Genomic DNA, 17,908 nt, shown 5'->3' on the forward strand with positions numbered 1-17,908 from the left:
CTGCACGGCAGCCGCTTGGGTGATTTGTTTTGCTTTGACCGTCGATGCGTTCCCTGACGCTCCCGTGAATGCTTTCATTTGCCTTTAAGCGCGCGGCAATGCCGAGCAGGATGCGAAGGCGATCTTCGCCAGATCGTCTATGATCCGTTCTTTGCTGATTTCGAGCTTTGCTGCGGTCTTACTTCTGGCCTTCTCGATGGCCTCTGCGATTTCAGGTACTTTCAGGTTCTCAAACCCAACCTGTCCAGCCGTCTTCGCACGTATCGCTGGCTGGGTCGCGTTCAGATCGAAGGGGGACCCACAAGCAACAAGACAGCGACGGTTACAGCGTCGACGAATTGCATTTTGGTACCTCGCGAGAGGAGGGAGTGGCACGAGGTTGCTCAGGCTGTCGTAGCATTTACCTGACATCCTTCGGAACAGAAGGCTGGCTGTGGTGTTGAGGAAGTGATACCTCCAGAGGAGACCAGCAATGGATCACAGCAACCACCGCCGCCTCACCGGGGCAGAGCTAACTCCCGATGTGCTTCAGGATGTTTCGGTCTTCGGGCCAGACGATGAGGACATCGGGACGGTCTCGCACGTCCACGGCTCCGGAAGCACCGCTCAGGTCATCATCAATGTCGGCGGCTTCCTGGGCATTGGCGCAAAGTCGATTGCCGTTAAGGCACACCAACTCGAGTTCATGCGCGGCGAGGGCGGCGAAGTTCATGCCGGGTGCGCCTCGGCACTTCATATCGCAAGCACTGCCCATAGGAAGATGGCCGCGCCGACAAGGCCAAGCGCTGTCGAGGCGAGCCAAACGAAGCGGTTGCGAGTCAGTGCCGCTACGGCTCCTAGCGCAATCGCCACCTGAAGCATCGCCACCGCATAGGCGAAGAAGTGATGTCGATGGATCAGAAGGTCGGCATCCGTACCCTTCTCGTCGCGCTGGTGCTCGAACTCCTGGGCCTTTTGCTGCGCTTCCTGCTGCTCGTCTTTGTAGCGCGCGATGTTCTTTCCAAGGTCGGACGAAACAGATTTGCCGCTGCTCGTCAGCAGAGCCATCTGTGACTCTAAAACAACGGCCTTGATGCCCTTGGCCTGGTAGTAAGCCCATTGGTCGGACGCTTGCGCCTGCAGCTGCGTCGCCTCGGTTTTGAGTGCGAGTGCTTCGTTGACCGAGCTGCCGGCAAGTAGCGACGAGACTGCCGCCAACGCTGCGAACAGCGCTGTAGTCAGCGCTATCGTACGAAGAAATGTGCCACCCTCTTTCTCCACCTCCTCGTGGATCGCCTCGTGCAGCTTGTCGGTATCCACTTCGATCTCTTCGGGCATGGCGCTCACCGTTGCGCATCAGCCTAGCTTAAAATCGCACCTGGCTGTAGCCACCTCGCATCTGGGCGGAAATGTCAGGTTTTGTCAGGCTCTCGGACCCGATCGGTCGCGCGTGCAGGGTAGCTTTGTTCGGCTTGAGCCCGGTCTGATCAATGCTGCATGACAGCATTTGACAGCAGGCGCACCTTCGTCATCAGCAATAATCTGAAGCGTCGGCACCTGACCGAAAGCCAGCGCGCGATGGTCGCGAAGAGGTTGGCGAAGAAGCCACGTGGCAGCTTCTCGAAATCGGAGCACTTGCCAGTTTCGACGATGAGCCAATCCGAAGCAACTACGGCGCTCAGCAGCCTTTCCCGGTGCTTCTCAGGACGTGCAGGAGCGCGTTTCCCTGTTGCCTCTCTGGTCGCCCCTACGCCGCCTATGGGGCGCCAAGACGGCAAACTAGTTGGCGGCCGCTTGGTGCATCCTCGATAACCACAAGTAGCGACTGGCCTTGGCGCCTTACTCGCCAAGAACCGGCCCGCGATAACCCGGGAGGGGGAGGGCGTGGGAATGAGGTGGTGGCTATTTGGCGCTTCTGCAGCCGGCGCTATTGCGATTGGAAGCGAGACGGGCAGCGCATAGAGGCCCAGCAAGCAATTCGCATCAACTCCATTGGGGACGATGGCCGCCACCTTGCGTCTTTTCCGAGCAGCTGCACCGCGGCTCGAGCAGTTGTCCTGGCATCCGCCATACGTGGAGAGCCGGGTTACTGGCCGCCCCGCCATGATGCTGCCAATGACGGCATCGAGTGTTATGCCCTACCGGCGAAATCTCACCCACGGGCGGATCTTCTACTCGCAATGCCGTCACCTATGTTTATGGGACTGCTGGAAGCCAGCCACATCGTACTGAGATACGCTCTTCGGATTCTTGGAGTTCTGCGGCTGGGTGCCTGCGTAGTGTGTTCCCGCGTTCCCATTTGGGTTGAAGGCTGAACCCGGGGCCCTACTAGCGTGGCCAGGTGTGACACTGCCGGTCTGTGGGGTTCCAAACGTTTGGTTGGGCTGACCCTTCGTCCCCGTTGAATGGTGGACATTGCCAGCCAAAGCCAAGCCACTGGAGGTTATGAGCAAGGAAACGCCAAGCATCATCGGTGTTACGAGATGTTTCATGGTGTCCTCCCAAAAGCGTTTGATTTCAGGAGGGGTGCTCGGGTTTGGGAGCACCCGGCGAACCCGCTATTATGCCACTGCACGCTGTATGGGACCACGGCGCTTTGCGAGCATCGCGAATCTGTGATGTCGCGAGACACCGGTGTTGTGTGGCCGCCTTCTTTGACAATAGGGATGACCATGTGTCAGCTGTCGATCTAAGGTGCTTGAGATGGAACTCTGCACGATGTTGTGGGCTGACGAAGCTGACATTCTGGCGGACTACCCGGCATCGCTCGCCGCATCTGGCCCGGCCGCACAGCTGTGCCGTCTTCGTGGATGCCGCGGGCGTTCTCATCGACTTGCACGGACGGCGAATGTTCCGGGTTTTGTCGCGTTCCCGATGCCCGCCTCCAGGCGAATGGCACCAGCAATACGCCGAACAACGCGAAGGCTGCCAACATCGCCCATGCGTCGTTAACGCTCCAGACGAAAGCGGCCTTTTCGATCAATGGCCGCACATAGGCCTCCGCGTTGGGCGTTATTGGACCGGATAGTCGGCTCGCCAACAAATCCGGATCCAATCCAATTGCATCCGCGGCCGCCCTGTCACCGGCCAGGAGTCGAGAGCCTAGGACGTCCGCGTGAATAGCGGTACGACCGTAGAGAAGCGTGTCGATCAGCGCGATGCCAATCGCGCCACCCAGATTTCGCATCAGATTGAAGAGCCCGCTGGCACCCGGCACGTCTGCCTCGGTCAGCGCGCCCAGTGCCAGACGAGTGGGCGGCAATAGGCAAAACATGATTGCCACGCCGCGAATGACCTGCGGCCAGAACATCTCATTGAAGTCCGTGGTGTGCGTCTCGAGTGTGCTTAGTCCCAATCCCAGCGCAAATAAGCCAAAGCCAAAGGCAGTCAGCAGTCGCGGATCCAGACGTCGCTCCAGCGCGACGGCGACAGGTGCCGTCGCAAGTTGGGCAGCGCCGGTCACCAACATCGTCCGGCCGATTTCCAAGGCATCGTGCCCCCGGACGAACGCAAGAAACACAGGGATGAGATACACCGAACCGAACAGGCCGATACCCAGGCAGAAACTCAGCATGCACCCGATCGCGAACGAGCGGTCCCTGAACAACGTCAGTTCCACAATCGGACGCAAGGCCCGCAGCGTTCTCCAGACAAAGAAGCCGCTGCAGAGCGCGCTCAAGGAAAACAAGCCGATGCAGATCGAAGAAAGCCATCCTTCATGTGGCGATTGCTTCAGTCCGATCATGAGACTCGCGAGCGCAACCACCATCAGAACCAAGGACAAGCCATCGAACATCTTGCCATCGACGAAATTCGTTCTGTGCCGGGGCAACAGGAACGGCATGGCCAGGCAGGCAATCAGTCCCGGAGCAACGTTGATGAGAAACAGCCAGTGCCAGGAATACGTTCGCGTGATCCAACCACCAACCACGGGGCCGACAGTCGGTGCAAGCACGGCCATGATCCCGGCCAACGTCGTTGTGATTCCTTGTTCGCGCGGTAAGAACAGGATGAACACCGCGGCAAATACTGCCGGGATCAGCGTACCGCCCGCAAATCCCTGCACCACGCGAAACGAAACCAGCGTTGAGAAGCTGTTGCTCGCGGCGCATCCGATCGAGGCCAAGGTGAAAAGCGCGATGGCCGCGGTGAACAGCCAGCGCATCGACAGCAGTCGCGTCAGCCAGCCCGTCAGCGGAATGGCGATGATCTCGGCGATCAGATATGCGGTCTGGATCCAGCTCATTAGCTCGGGATCAATTGCAAGAGCGTGCTGGATTGCCGGCAGGGAAGTCGCCACGACCTGGATGTCGAGAATTGCCATGAACATGCCAAGGCACATCAGGCCGAAGCCGATCCATGTCCTGGTAGCTGCGAGGGGCAATTCGGTACGCAGGAGGCGATGGAGGGCGGCATGCCGGTGAAGGCGTGGCGCTGGAAGAAGCAGTCCTGAAGCCTGCTCGAAGGACAACGGAAAAGCGAGACAGGCCGCCCCAGGATGTGCGGCAGCATGAAATCTCCCACTGTCGCGTAGTAGACGGCGATGTCGAGCTTGGTCGGCCCCGCCTTGCCGAGCAGCCGGCGCGTCGGGTTGGTGATCGAGATGCCGGCCAGGTCCGCGTCCGAGATCAGCCGCTTGCGCTCGACCGTCGTTCCGTTGGCGCTCAACTGGGCCTCGCGCAACCCCTTGAAAACGGCGTGCCGCAGGGCATTGTCGGCTGTCTTGTTGGCATAGTGGATACGTGCCGTCAGCACCGGGCGCACCGGGATCACCTCTTTGGGAGCTCGCTCAAGCTGCGATGCATCGTCCCTCAGTGCCTCCAGACGGGGCAGCAACGTTTCTGCGTCGAAGCCGGTTCCCACCTTGCCGCGATATTCGAGATCGCCGTCGACCCATTCGCCGAGCGCCAGGGCGCCGAGGCCACCGGTGGCCTTGGAGGCGGTATAGCCGGCGATGATGAACTCGCCCCGCTGCAGCGCCTTGATCTTGGTCCAGCTGCGCGTGCGCCCGCACACATATGGCGCTTCAGCGAGCTTGGAGACGATGCCCTCCAACCCCATTTCGCTGACGCGATCGTAGAACTGCCCGCCGTCTCCGATCACATGGTCGCTGTACTGGATGGCGCTGCGGGCATTGACGTGTCCGGCGAGCAACTTATCCAGCAGCGCCTTGCGCTGCGCCAGCGGGACCTTGGTCAAATTCCAACCGTTGAGAAAGAGCAGGTCGAAGGCAGCGCCTCAAGCAGCTTTCGGTGTGCCGCTCAAGCCTGGCTTTTATCAGACGTCGACGCACCGCATCTATACCGAAGCGGCGCTCAGTGGCACGCTGTTCCTTCAGGTCGCCGATCCACTCGAGCACAGGTGGGAAGCGATGCGTGAAAGCGCAGTCTCGCTCCTTGTCCCAGTGCTTCCGCTTGCGCCCCTGAGTCTCGGAGTGATCTGGCTTGTCGTCAGGCGGTCCCTGAAGCCGATCAAAGCCTTCAGGCACGAGATCGGAGCGCGCGACAGGGCCAACCTGACGCCCATCGCGATAGAGAAGCTGCCGACCGAACTGGCAACGATCGCCAGTTCGGTAAATCACTTGCTTGTGCGTCTGCGCCACGCCATCGAAGCCGAGCGGGAATTCGCCGCCAACGCCGCCCATGAACTGCGAACGCCGGTTGCCGGTGCGCTTGCACAGATCCAGCAACTGAACCTTGAATTGCCGTACGGAAACGCACGGACGCGAGCCCAGGAAATCGAGAAATCGCTGGTGAGGCTCGGTCGACTGACGGAAAAGCTCCTTCAGCTTGCCCGTGCCGAAGCCGGCATCGGATTGGCCGAGGAAACGGCCGACCTCGCAGCTGTCATTCGCCTGGTTGCCTCCGATTTTGAGCACAGCCCGACTATTCTGGGCGGGTCGTACTTGTTGTGGATCCTTCAGCCACGCTGATCAGAAGGGTGGATATCGACGCTTTCGGCATCGTATTGCGCAACCTGATCGAGAATAGCCTCATCCACGGGGCTTCCGACGGCGCTGTGACCATTTCGCTGCTGAATCAGGAAGCTATTTCCTCCTCCAACGCCGGCCAGACGATATCGGCAGAACAGCTTGAAAAACTGACAGCCCGGTTCCAAAGGGCATCGGCGCGTTCTGCAGGCACAGGCCTTGGCCTGTCCATCGCGGCGACACTTGCCCGGCCGATGGGCGGGACGTTGCGCTTCCGATCTCCGGCCAGCAACAGGACAGACGGGTTTGAAGCCTTGTTGACTTTGTAGGTGAAGGAGTCGGTCGCGTTCGCCTGCGTGCCGTTACCCATTGAGCCCTTTGCACTCATCCGGATTTGTTCGCGCAGCGACGCGAATTGATCCGTCAGTGACCTTCACCGACCGCCTTGCGAATGGCTGCATCGCGGTCATTCAGTGGGTTTCGGTGGGTCACCGTCGCGGGCGGACGAGCGAAGCGGGAACGCCTGGACTGGCTGGATCATGCTTGTGGCGACTGCCGAGGCGCTCCATTGGAAACCTCCCAATGTTGTTGAGATGTCGCTCAACAAGCTTCCGGGTCCGTTGGTTGCGTGAAGCCGATTATTGAACTTCGGGCTTTCAGCCTTAAGTCTTGTGGGTCGTTTCGTGACGCGGAAGCGCCCGACCAGGTACGCGGAGACGCAGTCGAGCATCATCGTCGCGCCCGCAGCGTTTCGGAAACGTAGGTCTCGCAAAGAGAGCCTTTGGAGCTACGTCCATCCGGCAATGGAGGGGCAGGCTCTTTAGCTGATCGGTTTCCTGCGGGGAAACGGAGATCAAGATGGGCATCGTTCGGTTTGCACTGCGTTTCCCCTACACATTCTACGTCCTCGCCCTCCTGATCGTCTTCCTCGGCGTTTCGGCCATCATGGTCATGCCGATGGACATCTTCCCCCAGATCAACATTCCGGTGGTGTCGGTGATCTGGCAGTACACGGGCCTGAGCACGCCCGAGATGGAGCAGCGCGTCACCACCTACAGCCAGTACGCGATCAGCTCCAACGTGAACGGCATCAAGAACATGGAGGCGCAGACCCTCAACGGCATCTCGGTTCTGAAGATCTATTTCCAGCCGGATGTGAACCTCGACCTCGCCATCTCCCAGATCGTGGCGGGGACGAATGCCATCCGGGCCCTGATGCCGGCCGGCATCCAGCCGCCGGTGGTGGTCCAATACAACGCCTCCAGCGTCCCGGTCTTGCAGCTCAGCCTGAGCTCTGACCGCCTCAACGAGCAGCAGCTCTACGACTATGGCATCTACAATCTGCGCCAGCAGCTGGCGCCGGTCCAGGGCGTGACGTTTCCGACGCCGGATGGCGGCAAGTATCGGCAGATCATGGTCGACATCGATCCGGTGAAGCTTCAGGCCCGGGGCCTCACCCCGGCGGATGTGGTCAACGCGGTCAATGCGCAGAACCTTACCTTGCCGTCGGGCCTCGCCAAGATCGGCAACACGCAGTACACGGTACGCACTGATGCGATGCCCGCGACCATCGCCGATCTCAATGCCATTCCGATCAAGTATACAAACGGCCAGACCGTATTCCTCAAGGATGTCGGGCAGGTGCACGACGGCTGGGCGGTTCAGCAGAACATCGTGCGAGACAACGGCCGCCGTTCGGTTCTGCTGAGCGTGATCAAGAACGGCAACGCCTCTACCGTTGCCGTCGTCAATGGGGTCCGGAACGCACTGCAGATCGCGCGCGCCGCCGCGCCGCCCGGACTGAACATCAACGAGTTGTTCGACCAGTCCAAGCTCGTCACCGCCTCGATCGTGGGCGTCGTCCGTGAGGGAGCGATCGCTGCCGGGCTCACGGGGCTGATGATCCTGCTGTTTCTTGGCTCGTTCCGGTCGACGCTGATCGTGTTGATCTCGATCCCGCTTTCCATCCTGACATCGATCGTCGTTCTCTATTTCCTCGGCCATACGCTCAACACCATGACCCTGGGCGGGATGGCGCTGGCGGTGGGAATATTGGTCGACGATTCCACGGTGACGATCGAGAATACGTTTCGGCTGCGCGGCGAAGGTATGAGCCTCGCTTCCGCAACGCTGCACGGCTCGGCCGGCATTGCGGTTCCGACACTGGTCTCGACGCTTGCGATCAGTTGCGTGTTCACTTCGGTGGTATTTCTCGAAGGTCCCGCCAAATTCCTGTTCACACCGCTCGGGCTCGCGGTCGTGTTTGCCATGCTTGCTTCCTATGTCCTGTCGCGGACATTGACGCCCATCGCCATCGGCATGCTCCTGAAGGGCGAGCATCAAGAAGGGACAGAAGGCAGGGGAGGCTGGTTCGCGCGGTTCCATCAGGCGTTCGAGCGCGGCTTCGACCGGTTTCGTCAGGGTTATGTGCGCGTGTTGACGCTGCTGCTGAAGCGGCGGGCGATCATCCCGGTGATCGCGGTACTCATGCTCGCGCTGGGCGCGGTGATGTTCATGATGGTTGGCCGTGACTTTTTCCCCGTCATCGACGGCGGACAGATCAAGCTTCATGTCCGCGCCCCGGCGGCGACACGCATCGAAGCCACCGAGCACATCTTCCAGGAGGTCGAGAACAAGATCCGCGAGGTCATCCCTGCGCGCGACCTTGACCTTATCGTCGACGACATCGGTGTGCCGCAGAGGGTGTACAATCTTGCCTTCACCGACGGCTCGACGATCAACGTCAATGACGGCGTGATCCTTATCTCGCTCAAGGAAGGGCACGCGCCGACAGCCGAATATGTGCGCAAGCTGCGCGCGGCACTGCCGGCTGCCTTTCCGGCCGACACCTTCTATTTTCAGGCGGCCGACATGACGACCCAGATTCTCAATTTCGGGCTGCCGTCACAGATCGACGTTCGCGTTGTCGGTCGCGACCGCGTCACCAATTTACAGGTGGCGCAGCAGCTACGCAGCCGTATGGCAGCCGTTCCAGGCCTTGCCGACGTCCATCTACAGCAAGAGGTTGATTCACCAGCCTTGTTGGCCAAGATCGATCGCTCACGGGCGCTGCAGCTCGGTCTCAATGCGCAAGCGATTGCCAACAACATCAACATAAGTCTTAGCTCGTCGGAACAGGTCTCGCCCAATTTCTGGACCGATCAGGCGGCCGGCATTCCCTATTTCATCGCGGTTCAAACGCCGCAGTATCTCGTGAGTACGCTTGGAGAACTCGGCAACACCCCGCTGGCCACCGCTGCGGCTGGAGCCGGCGCGCCGGTGCCCAGCCTCCTGAGCAATGTAGTCACGCTGCAGCGCGGCAGCGTGCCGACGAATTTGAACCAGACCAACATTCAGCCTGTCTACGACATCTATGCCGGCGCACAAGGACGGGATCTCGGCAGCATCTCCAACGACATTGCAAAGATCGTCGCCGAGCTGCAGCCGCAGCTGAAGCCCGGCAACACGATCCAGCTTCTCGGGCAAATCCAAAGCATGCACGATTCCTTCCGAAATCTGATCATCGGACTGATTTTCGCAGCCGTGTTCGTCTACCTGCTCATGGTCGTCAACTACCAGAATTTCGGCGATCCGTTGGTGGTCATCCTGGCGCTGCCCGCGACCTTTTGCGGCATCCTCACGATGCTGTTCATCACAGGCACGACGTTGAGCGTCCCCTCGCTCATGGGGGCGATCATGGCCGTCGGCGTCGCCTCGGCTAATTCCATTCTTCTGGTCACTTTCGCGCGCGAGCGACAACTGGACGGGCGCTCCGCGTTCCGGGCTGCCATCGACGCCGGCTATACCCGTATCCGCCCTGTGCTGATGACCGCGGGCGCGATGATCATCGGCATGACCCCAATGGCCATTGGCGCTCCCGGCGAGGAACAGAATGCGGCGCTGGCGCGCGCGGTGATCGGGGGCCTGCTGTTCGCAACGCCCACCACCCTCTTGATCGTGCCTTATCTGTTTGCCTTGCTGCGCAAGCGCAACGACGGTGTCGCCTCCTACGGCGTCTTTGAGGAGCTTCCTGATGAATAGCGTGCGCATCGACCAGGAAGACGAACCTGCCCGTGGATTGCAGGAAACTGTGGATCGCGACGCGGAGAGCCCGCCCAAGTCTCCCCCGGCAGTACGACGACGCTACGGTGGGCGGCTGCTGGCGCTTGTCACATTTCTGCTGCTCGCCGGCGGTCTCGCGCTTGGGGCCTGGCGCGCCTATTCGCGGCAGCAACAGGTCGCGGAGGCTGCCGAACAGCAGCGTAACTTGGTACCCAGCGTCCGCGTTGCCAGGATCGAGCCCAATTCCGGCATAGTGCCGGTCAGCCTGCCGGGAACGACGGCTGCCTTCGCGACGGCCAGCATCTACGCACGTGCCACCGGCTACATCGGCAAACGAAACGTCGACATAGGGGATGAGGTCAAGGAGGGGGACCAGCTGGCGGAGCTCGCGGTTCCCGAACTCGACGATCAGATTTCACAGAACGAGGCGACGCTCAAGCAGTTGCAGGCGGCGCTCGATCAGGCTCAGGCCAATATGAATCTTGCCCAGGTCACCTGGAATCGAGACACGAAGCTGGTGGACCAGGGCTGGGTGACCAAGCAGCAGGGGACGATCGACGTTCAAAACCTCAAGGCGCAGCAGGCAGCCGTCGGGGTCGCGCAGGCCAACATAGCCGCCCAGGAGAACCAACTCGAGGTACTTCGGCAGAACCGGAGCTATGCCGCCGTGGTCGCACCGTTCGACGGCACCATCACGCAGCGCAATGTCGATGTGGGCAGTCTGGTGCAGGGCAATTCCAACACGGGAACCTTCCTGTTCGAGATCATGCAGACCGATGTGATCCGCGTCGGGGTGTATGTGCCGCAGGATTCCGCGTTCGGCGTGGAGCCGGGCGTCGAAGCCATCGTGCGCGTGCCCGAGCTGCCTGATCGCGAATTTGCAGGCAAGGTCACCCGGATCGCCACCGCACTTCAGAGCGGCACACGCACGCTTCTCACCGAGATCGACCTTGCCAATCCAGACGGCGCCTTGAAGCCCGGCGCCTACTGCATGGTCGAACTCAAGGTGCCAAGCAAGTCGCAGTCGGTCGTCGTGCCTGCCGAAGCCCTCATCTTCAACCGCGACGGCCTGCAGGTCGCGGTCGTCAACGACGGCAAGGCCAAGATCCGCAAAGTCAGGGAGACGCGCGATCTCGGTACAAAGGTGGAAGTCGACACCGGGGTAAAGGCGGGCGACCAGGTGATCCTCAACCCACCGGTCGACCTCACCGACGGCAGCAGGGTGCAGCCTCAGTCCGAGGCCACTGCGCCGAGCAAGTAGGCTTGAAGGGATCGTGTGGGACAATATGCAGTCCGACGCAACAAGGCCCGACGGAGAACAGCGAAATGCCTCCCACCTCGCCAGCAGAGAACAAGGCACTCGTACTCGTAGCCTTCGACGCGCTGTTCAACAAACGCGACTATTCCGCTGCGGAGCGCTACTGGTCGGACCGCTACATCCAGCACAGCGCCCATATTCCGCCTGGCCGCGATGGCCTGTTCAATCTTGTTCGCGGCCTGCCCAACACACTCCGCTATGAACATCACGTGATCCTTGCCGAAGGCGACTACGTGATCGTCCATGGGCGCTTTTCAGGTCATGGTCGCCCCCGGCCTGGATCGCCGCCGATATCGTGCGCGTCGAAGGTGGCAAGCTCGCCGAACACTGGGACGTTCTTCAGGACGAAGCTACTGAAGCGGATTCAGTCAGCGGGCTGCCGATGTTCGGCGACCGTTTCTCGGTGTAACGGTCAGGTGCGCCGCCTTGCGGCTGCGAAACAGTGGCGATCCGGCGCGCGCGCCCGATATCGACGATGCGGTGATGTCGCTGTCTGTCGCGGCCGGAATAACCAAGCAGGATGTGATCGGCAACATCATCCGCGACTGGTTGGACAAGCGCTGGCATCTGTCCGTGGGGACACTGGACGACAGCGAAACGGGCGGCGCGTAGAGTGGCGCGACAATACAACTTCGAGGAAGAGGTTCGCCGCAAGAAAGCTGCTCAACGTTCTCACCAACGGGCGTTTCAGGTGTATAAAGCGGGATATGGCGATCAGGTAGGCCGCGCGCTGGCTCCCCGGCACAGGATGCGAAGCCTGCCGAGATCGTCGAGTGCGTCCCTGCGGCTGTAATGCGCATCGCCGCCGACGCAGTCGCCACAGGGAACCCGTAAGGGACAGCGACCTTGCGTCGCGATGAGAGCGGGGAAGCTTTCAAGTTTCTGAAGCGTTTGTTTAGGAGGTCCGATAGAGCCCATCCCCTACGATCGTCGCAGGCCCTGAGTCTCCACGGACATTTTTCCTTGGAGAAGACAAATGAGACGCTATCTCTCCGTACTCGCATGCTCGGGGTTGCTGAGCCTTGGAGTGCTCTACGGCGCACCTGCCATTGCCGGCAGCATTCCTGGTCCCATTTCCGACATTGCCCCGACCGTCGGAATTGCCTGGCACGGTGATCTAGGCGGCGGCGTGCAACTCGTCCGCGGCGGTATGGGCGGCGGCGGTCATGGCGGTATGGGCGGTGGCGGTCACGGCGGCCTCATGTTTCCGCGAATGGGTGGCTTCCACGGCATGGGCGGCCACGGCTTCCACGGCATGGGTGGTTTCCACAATGGTTTCCACGGCATGGGTGGCTTCCATAGTGGCTTCCACGGTCATCGCTTTGATCACTTCCACCACTTCCACAACAATAACTTCTTCTTTGGCGACGGTGGGGACGTCGTGATTGGGTACGGCCTGCCGTGGTGGTATTCTTACTGTGGCCCCTATTATTCCAGCTACTACTACGGCTCCTGCTATCCTGGGTACTACTAGGGATATTAGTCGCGTCGGATAAGTTCGATAAGTTCGGCACTTCACTTCAAGCCAAACATTGAGCCCCGCTGCCGAAAGGAGGCGGGGCTTCTTTGCTTCTTCCAGATTGCCAGGGCTAGTACCAGACCCAAACGCGCCGCCTATAGCAGCGTACGATCCTCCGGCCGCGTCGCCAGTAGCTTCGGCAATACCTTCGCCAGACAGGGCGCCTACGACGGTAGGGCCCCGGGCCCCACTGGACGAGTGTAGGCTCGGCGTCGCTTTCGGCGACGTCATCTGATGGTCTATCCAGATCGCCCAGGATACCGCCCCGAGCGGACGAGCGAAGCGGGAATGCGTGGGTTGGCCGGATCATGCTTGTGGCGACTGCCGAGCCGGCCAGAGCGACCATACCGGTCAGGAATAGTCGGCGATCCATTGAAGGCCTCCCGATGCCGTTGAGACATCGCTCAACAATCTTCTGGGGAGGTTGGTTCCGTGTCCATCACGCCGGCAAGGCCTAGGTGTCTCGCTCGCCTTGATAGCGCGGCGGGCAAAGCTTCATGCGTCGGCGGCTTGCCTTTCGACAATGGTGAGCCGGTCGTCGGGCAGGGGCGTCAAAGGGTTTTCGCCTCGTCCCAAGGTGCCTACCGCCGCGCAGCTTGTACGAGTGGCCCTGTCTCAGATGGATGTGTCGACGCACTCGTCCTATTTCATGGCGGTCGTGAACGAGGTGGAACGCGCCGCCGACACCAGCTTCACTTCGGTCCCTCGTAGCCTCGCTGCAGCGAATGCATATCCGTCGGTCGTGCGGACCTGATTGTAGTGGGATTCAACCAAAGCCCTAACAGGACGACCGTTCCAAGGATGAACAATGGTCGTGCGCAATTCCCGGAGGTTTGGCCACCGGAGCTTCCACCCGTTGTAGGCAAGGGCCCGGTGAAGAACCGTCGAACATGTCGCCCAACCCACTTCTGATACGGACCTTCCAGGACGATCGACAAGCCGAGTGTAAGTGTCCCTGTAAGCAATACACCAAGCCAGAAAGGAACAGGGAGGCTCTCACGCCAACCAGTCATGATCGGAAAGTGAACTACATAAATTGCATAAGAAACGGGAGCCAACTTCGCGAATGGGCCAAGCAGAGATGCAAAATTACTCCAGCCTAAACGCCCCCAACCCAGGAGAAGAGCCGTCACCGCAAGTGCCGCCGTGAAATGACGCAGCTCCAGAAACGGAAACAGGACCGAGGCGCCAACCTCAAGCGTAATCTCCGCCCTAAGCGTCAGTGCCAAAAGGATCGCCCCCATAAGTGCAACAGGCGCTATCGCAAATGCGATTTCCCGATGCCCCGTACGTCCGAGATGAACATCGCAAAGCACGACGCCGACCCACCAGATCGGGAAATAGGCGAAGAATCGTGCAAACTGGTTCGGATAAGCCAGCATCAGCAAGAACGCTGCCGTGGAGACGACCGCCACTGTGGGCGTCCGCAGCTGCCTTGGCACGAATTGAATGACCACAATGTAAAGAGCGTAAAAGGCGCACTCATAGGACAACGACCAAAGTGCTGCGTTCCCCAGGTAGGGTTCAACGATTGTGCCCACTCGGGGGCGGTCCTGTAGCATGGCCAGATTGCCAGCCAGAGCCCGCAGATCTGGGTCAATAAGATCGCCCCGAAGCGATACCGCGCAAAAATATGAGACGACTAGTGCTGCGATAAATATTGGCAGGATACGAACTACCCTGGCAATCACGTACTTCTGCCAATTCCGCTCAGTCGCTGTGACCCAAGAGTAGCGGATTACGAACCCGGACAGCACGAAAAATACGATCACGGCTTCTTGACCGAAGCGAAGCGGAACCGAGAGCAGATATGAGTAGGTCTGCAGTTCTGGGCGCAGCACATGGAATGCCACGACGTATGCCGCAGCGAATCCCCGCAAGCACTCGAGTTCGAACAGGCGATTTGTTCCACCGATCTTTGAGAACTGCATTGGGAAATTCCGAAATTTCTACTTCTCTTGCGTTGCCGCAGTCGTTCGTCGAACGCGGCCGGCGCGCCGATGGAAGTCCTCCGTCAGAGAAGTACCTTGCCCCGCTGTTACTTGAAAAAACAATCAGCGGCTATGGGTGGCATCGTGCCCAGTCACGATCCAGCGCTTTACGTTGTTGCTGAGTTCGCAACGCTTAGACCACAGACCGAACGGCGGTGACTGTGTTCCAGGTCGTACCACCCGGGCGCTTGAGATGTTGGGATAGTTTACGCAGCCCTTCGTTCAATGCTTGCTGGCGCTTCGCCTCCCTGATCTCCGCGGTTCTCCCACTCGTCTGCTGCATCCTGGGCCGATGTTCTAGTGTGGGTAGCAATCTGGATAGCGCGGCTGCCTGAGCTTCATGCTGCGGTTGGCTGCCTCTCGACGATGGTGAGCCGGTTGTCGGGCAGGGGCCGCTGCAGTGCCTTGGCCTCGTCCCAAGGCGCCGACAGCCATGTGTCGACTTCCTCGGGCTCGGTGAGGATGACTGGCATGGCCTTCTGGTGGATCGGTTCCACCACTTGGTTGGGCGACGTAGTCAGGAAGCCGAAAAGCTCGAAATCGCGCTCGCCGTCGCGGACCTTCTTGATGCCCTTCCATGGAGTCCAGAGCCCGACGAAGAAGGCGAGGGCGCGCCGCCAGTGGCTGGAGAGCCGGGGCTAGCCTGAGTTGCGCATCTGGATGATCGCCCTGGTCCGCGTCGAAGGAAGCCCGCACAGGACAGGGACTTCACGTCTCATCACTAAACGTTGAGCGGGGGAAGCATCGTCGCTGCCGAACGTTTACAAAACGTCGTCCGATAGTGGCCTAACTCCTCCGATGATCGTAGGGCGCGCCACGGACATCCCCTCCCTTGGAGTAGACAAATGAGACGCATTCTCTCCATACTCGCATGCTCGGCGTTGCTGAGCACTGGTGCGCTCTACGGTGCACCTGCTTTTGCCGGCAGCATTCCTAGCCCCGTTTCCGACATTGCCCCAGCGGTCGGAAGTGCTTGGAATGGTGATCTTGGCGGCAGCGTGCAACTGGTTCGCAGTGGTGGTCACGGCAGCGGCTCCCACGGCAGCGGTTCCCACGGCAGCGGTGGTCATCACCACTCCCACGGCAACAGCAGAGGTAGCATGCACGGTGTCTTTGGGGGCGGCCAGTATTCTCACTGCGGCTCCCACTATGGCTCTTGCACGTAGCCGTATCGGATAAGTTCGGCGCTTCGCATTCAAGCAATCATTCGCCCCGCTGCCGAAAGGTGGCGGGGTGCTCTTTGCGTTTCAGGCGCGAACAAAAACCCCGGCGCTAGGCCGGGGCTGGAGCATAGCGGATCCGGCGTAGGTCAGAATTTGTAGCTCAGACCAACACGCGCAGTTTCGAAATGGTTAGCGTTCCAGGTAAACACGCCTGGGTAGTCGAAACTACCAGGGGTACAACTCGTGCACGGCGCCGTGCTTGTTTTGCCGGGCAACCCATAGAAGAGATACTCGACTCGAAGCAGCCAGTTATTCCTCCATGGCGCCACTCGATACCGGCACCGGCGACCCAACCGGTGGAGCCACTGGAGAATTCCGATTGAATGGATGTCACAGGCACACTGACGAGGCCATTGACAATGCCGCCCTGGAACCTTTGCTCGGCGATGGCGATACCGCCAGTTCCGTAGAATAGCCAATTGTCGGTCGCGTAGGCCACACGGCCACGAATGCTTGCGAGCCAGCGCAGTCTATCGGCCATTGTTACGAAATTGCTTCCGGCAATTCCCGGGGGTGAACTGTCGAGTTGCCTCGACGCAGCCTTAGCCATTCCAGAATGGTTGTAGTCGCCCTCGATGCCTAAAACCCAATTCGGAGCGACTTGCCAATTGTAACCAACGTGAGCCCCTCCGACCGCGTCAGAGGGGGTGCCGCGATCAAAGGCCACCGGAGCAAATTGCGTGGCACTAAAGGGTGCGGCATTGCTTTGATAAAAAGATTGGTTTGGTCCATCGAAGACGGCCCCGACGTTCGCACCGATATAGAAGCCAGACCAATTGTAGGTTGACGCAACTGGCAACTTGCCGCTTGCATCCGCAGCATATGGCGTGCCGGCAACAGCAAACAAGAATGTCGACGCGAGAAGAATCGTTTTCATGCAAAACCCCTCAATCAATCGGGGCAGACATAGACAGTTGTCATTGTATGGCACGGCGTGCTTCGTGATCTTCCGTTGCGGATTGACCACATATTCTAAGCCGCTGATTTTGGGGCGCGCGTCAGCCCGCTGCCGAAAGGTAGGGGCTTCGAGTCTCGATCAAACAGACAAGGCCGGCGCTAGGCCGGGGTCCTTGTCCTGGCGGCGGTGCTGGCGGCTCTCCTTGGCAGGGAACCCATAAGCGACAGCAACCTTACGACGCGATGAGAGCGGGGAAGCTTTCAAGTTTCCGAAGCGTTTGTTTAGGAGGTCCGATAGAGGCCCATCCCCTACGATCGTCGCAGGCTTTGAGTCTCCACGGGCATTTTCCTTGGAGAAGACAAATGGGACGCTATCTTCCCGTACTCGCCTGCTCAGGGTTGCTGAGCATTGGAGCGTTCTGTGGGGCGCCTGCTTTTGCCGGCAGCATTCCTGGTCCCATCTCCGACATTGCCCCAACGGTTGGAAGTGCATGGAATGGTGATCTTGGCGGCGTGCAACTCGTCCGCGGCGGCATGGGCGGCGGTCATGGCGGCATGGGCGGCGGCGGTCACGGCGGCTTCATGTTTCGGCGTGGGGGTGGCTTCCATGGCATGGGTGGCCACGGCTTCCACGGCATGGGCTTCCATAATGGCTTCCACGGCATGCGTGGCTTCCATAATGGCTTCCACGGTCATCGCTTTGATCATGTCAGTCACTTCCACAAGGACCACTTCCACCGCGTTCACAATGATCACTTCCACCGCTCCAACAACGATAACTTCTTCTTTGGCGACGGTGGGAACGTCGTGATTGTGGGGCCGCCCCCGTGACCTAATCCAGCTTGAAGTTCGTTCTGGCCGACTTGAAAGGATCAGAACATGAAGCGTAGCCGGTTCAGCGAGGAGCAGATCATCGCGATCCTGAAGGAGCTGGAGGCGGGCGTTCCTGTCTTGGAGCTCTGCCGGAAGCACGGCGTACGCGATGCTCGA

Annotated in this window: 12 protein-coding genes and 6 pseudogenes; 10 read left to right on the forward strand and 8 right to left on the reverse strand. The window is 60.0% G+C overall.

Annotated elements, in window-relative coordinates:
* Positions 1–84 precede the first annotated feature (84 nt).
* Positions 85–411, reverse strand: a complete 327-nt coding sequence (locus ABSY17_RS12005; protein WP_378950677.1) for a terminase small subunit — start codon at positions 409–411, stop codon at positions 85–87.
* A gap of 61 nt (positions 412–472) precedes the next feature.
* Between ABSY17_RS12005 and ABSY17_RS12010 the strand changes: the two are divergent.
* Positions 473–715: pseudogene (locus ABSY17_RS12010) on the forward strand (PRC-barrel domain containing protein); the annotation flags it as partial.
* 17 nt (positions 716–732) lie between these two features.
* Here the strand turns inward: ABSY17_RS12010 and ABSY17_RS12015 are convergent.
* The 3 genes and pseudogenes from ABSY17_RS12015 to ABSY17_RS12025 all read right to left on the reverse strand — a co-directional run.
* Entirely contained in the window at positions 733–1,317 is a 585-nt protein-coding gene (locus ABSY17_RS12015) for a DUF4337 domain-containing protein (RefSeq protein WP_378950680.1), read from the reverse strand.
* Between the two features lie 1,351 nt (positions 1,318–2,668).
* Complete coding sequence (locus ABSY17_RS12020; protein WP_378950683.1) at positions 2,669–4,303, reverse strand: DHA2 family efflux MFS transporter permease subunit; 1,635 nt, start codon at positions 4,301–4,303, stop codon at positions 2,669–2,671.
* Positions 4,304–4,374: 71 nt separating this feature from the next.
* Positions 4,375–5,211, reverse strand: a pseudogene (locus ABSY17_RS12025) (ATP-dependent DNA ligase); the annotation flags it as partial.
* A gap of 139 nt (positions 5,212–5,350) precedes the next feature.
* On the opposite strand from ABSY17_RS12025, the gene ABSY17_RS12030 reads away from it, so the two are divergent.
* The 8 genes and pseudogenes from ABSY17_RS12030 to ABSY17_RS12065 form a co-directional block, all read left to right on the forward strand.
* A complete protein-coding gene (locus ABSY17_RS12030) occupies positions 5,351–5,911 on the forward strand; it encodes a histidine kinase dimerization/phospho-acceptor domain-containing protein (RefSeq protein ID WP_378952625.1) in 561 nt (186 codons plus the stop codon).
* A gap of 8 nt (positions 5,912–5,919) precedes the next feature.
* Positions 5,920–6,237, forward strand: coding sequence for a sensor histidine kinase (locus ABSY17_RS12035; RefSeq protein WP_378950686.1), 318 nt, complete (start codon positions 5,920–5,922; stop codon positions 6,235–6,237).
* Positions 6,238–6,766: 529 nt separating this feature from the next.
* The gene (locus ABSY17_RS12040) at positions 6,767–9,949 is read left to right on the forward strand and encodes an efflux RND transporter permease subunit (protein ID WP_378950689.1); all 3,183 of its coding nucleotides are present in this window, start codon (positions 6,767–6,769) and stop codon (positions 9,947–9,949) included.
* Positions 9,942–11,231: an efflux RND transporter periplasmic adaptor subunit gene (locus ABSY17_RS12045; protein ID WP_378950692.1), complete on the forward strand. Its 1,290-nt coding sequence runs from the start codon at positions 9,942–9,944 to the stop codon at positions 11,229–11,231. The genes ABSY17_RS12040 and ABSY17_RS12045 overlap by 8 nt, the downstream gene beginning before the upstream one ends.
* A gap of 65 nt (positions 11,232–11,296) precedes the next feature.
* Positions 11,297–11,512 (forward strand): annotated as a pseudogene (locus ABSY17_RS12050) (hypothetical protein); the annotation flags it as partial.
* A 202-nt stretch (positions 11,513–11,714) separates the two neighbouring features.
* Positions 11,715–11,900: a hypothetical protein gene (locus tag ABSY17_RS12055; RefSeq protein WP_378953035.1), complete on the forward strand. Its 186-nt coding sequence runs from the start codon at positions 11,715–11,717 to the stop codon at positions 11,898–11,900.
* A gap of 364 nt (positions 11,901–12,264) precedes the next feature.
* On the forward strand, positions 12,265–12,762 hold the full coding sequence (locus ABSY17_RS12060; protein WP_378950695.1) for a hypothetical protein: 498 nt from the start codon (positions 12,265–12,267) through the stop codon (positions 12,760–12,762).
* 637 nt (positions 12,763–13,399) lie between these two features.
* Positions 13,400–13,531 (forward strand): annotated as a pseudogene (locus ABSY17_RS12065) (MFS transporter); the annotation flags it as partial.
* Here ABSY17_RS12065 and ABSY17_RS12070 read toward each other — a convergent pair.
* The 4 genes and pseudogenes from ABSY17_RS12070 to ABSY17_RS12085 form a co-directional block, all read right to left on the reverse strand.
* On the reverse strand, positions 13,500–14,738 hold the full coding sequence (locus tag ABSY17_RS12070; RefSeq protein ID WP_378950698.1) for an acyltransferase family protein: 1,239 nt from the start codon (positions 14,736–14,738) through the stop codon (positions 13,500–13,502). The pseudogene ABSY17_RS12065 and the gene ABSY17_RS12070 sit on opposite strands and share 32 nt — an antisense overlap.
* A gap of 398 nt (positions 14,739–15,136) precedes the next feature.
* A pseudogene (locus ABSY17_RS12075) lies at positions 15,137–15,412 on the reverse strand (SOS response-associated peptidase family protein); the annotation flags it as partial.
* 709 nt (positions 15,413–16,121) lie between these two features.
* A complete protein-coding gene (locus tag ABSY17_RS12080) occupies positions 16,122–16,898 on the reverse strand; it encodes an outer membrane protein (RefSeq protein ID WP_378950701.1) in 777 nt (258 codons plus the stop codon).
* A 413-nt stretch (positions 16,899–17,311) separates the two neighbouring features.
* A complete protein-coding gene (locus ABSY17_RS12085; protein ID WP_378950704.1) occupies positions 17,312–17,674 on the reverse strand; it encodes a hypothetical protein in 363 nt (120 codons plus the stop codon).
* Between the two features lie 123 nt (positions 17,675–17,797).
* Between ABSY17_RS12085 and ABSY17_RS12090 the strand changes: the two are divergent.
* A pseudogene (locus ABSY17_RS12090) lies at positions 17,798–17,905 on the forward strand (transposase); the annotation flags it as partial.
* Positions 17,906–17,908: the final 3 nt, after the last annotated feature.

The sequence above is a fragment of the Mesorhizobium sp. ANAO-SY3R2 genome (assembly GCF_042466635.1).
Classification (GTDB): Bacteria; Pseudomonadota; Alphaproteobacteria; order Rhizobiales; family Rhizobiaceae; genus Aminobacter.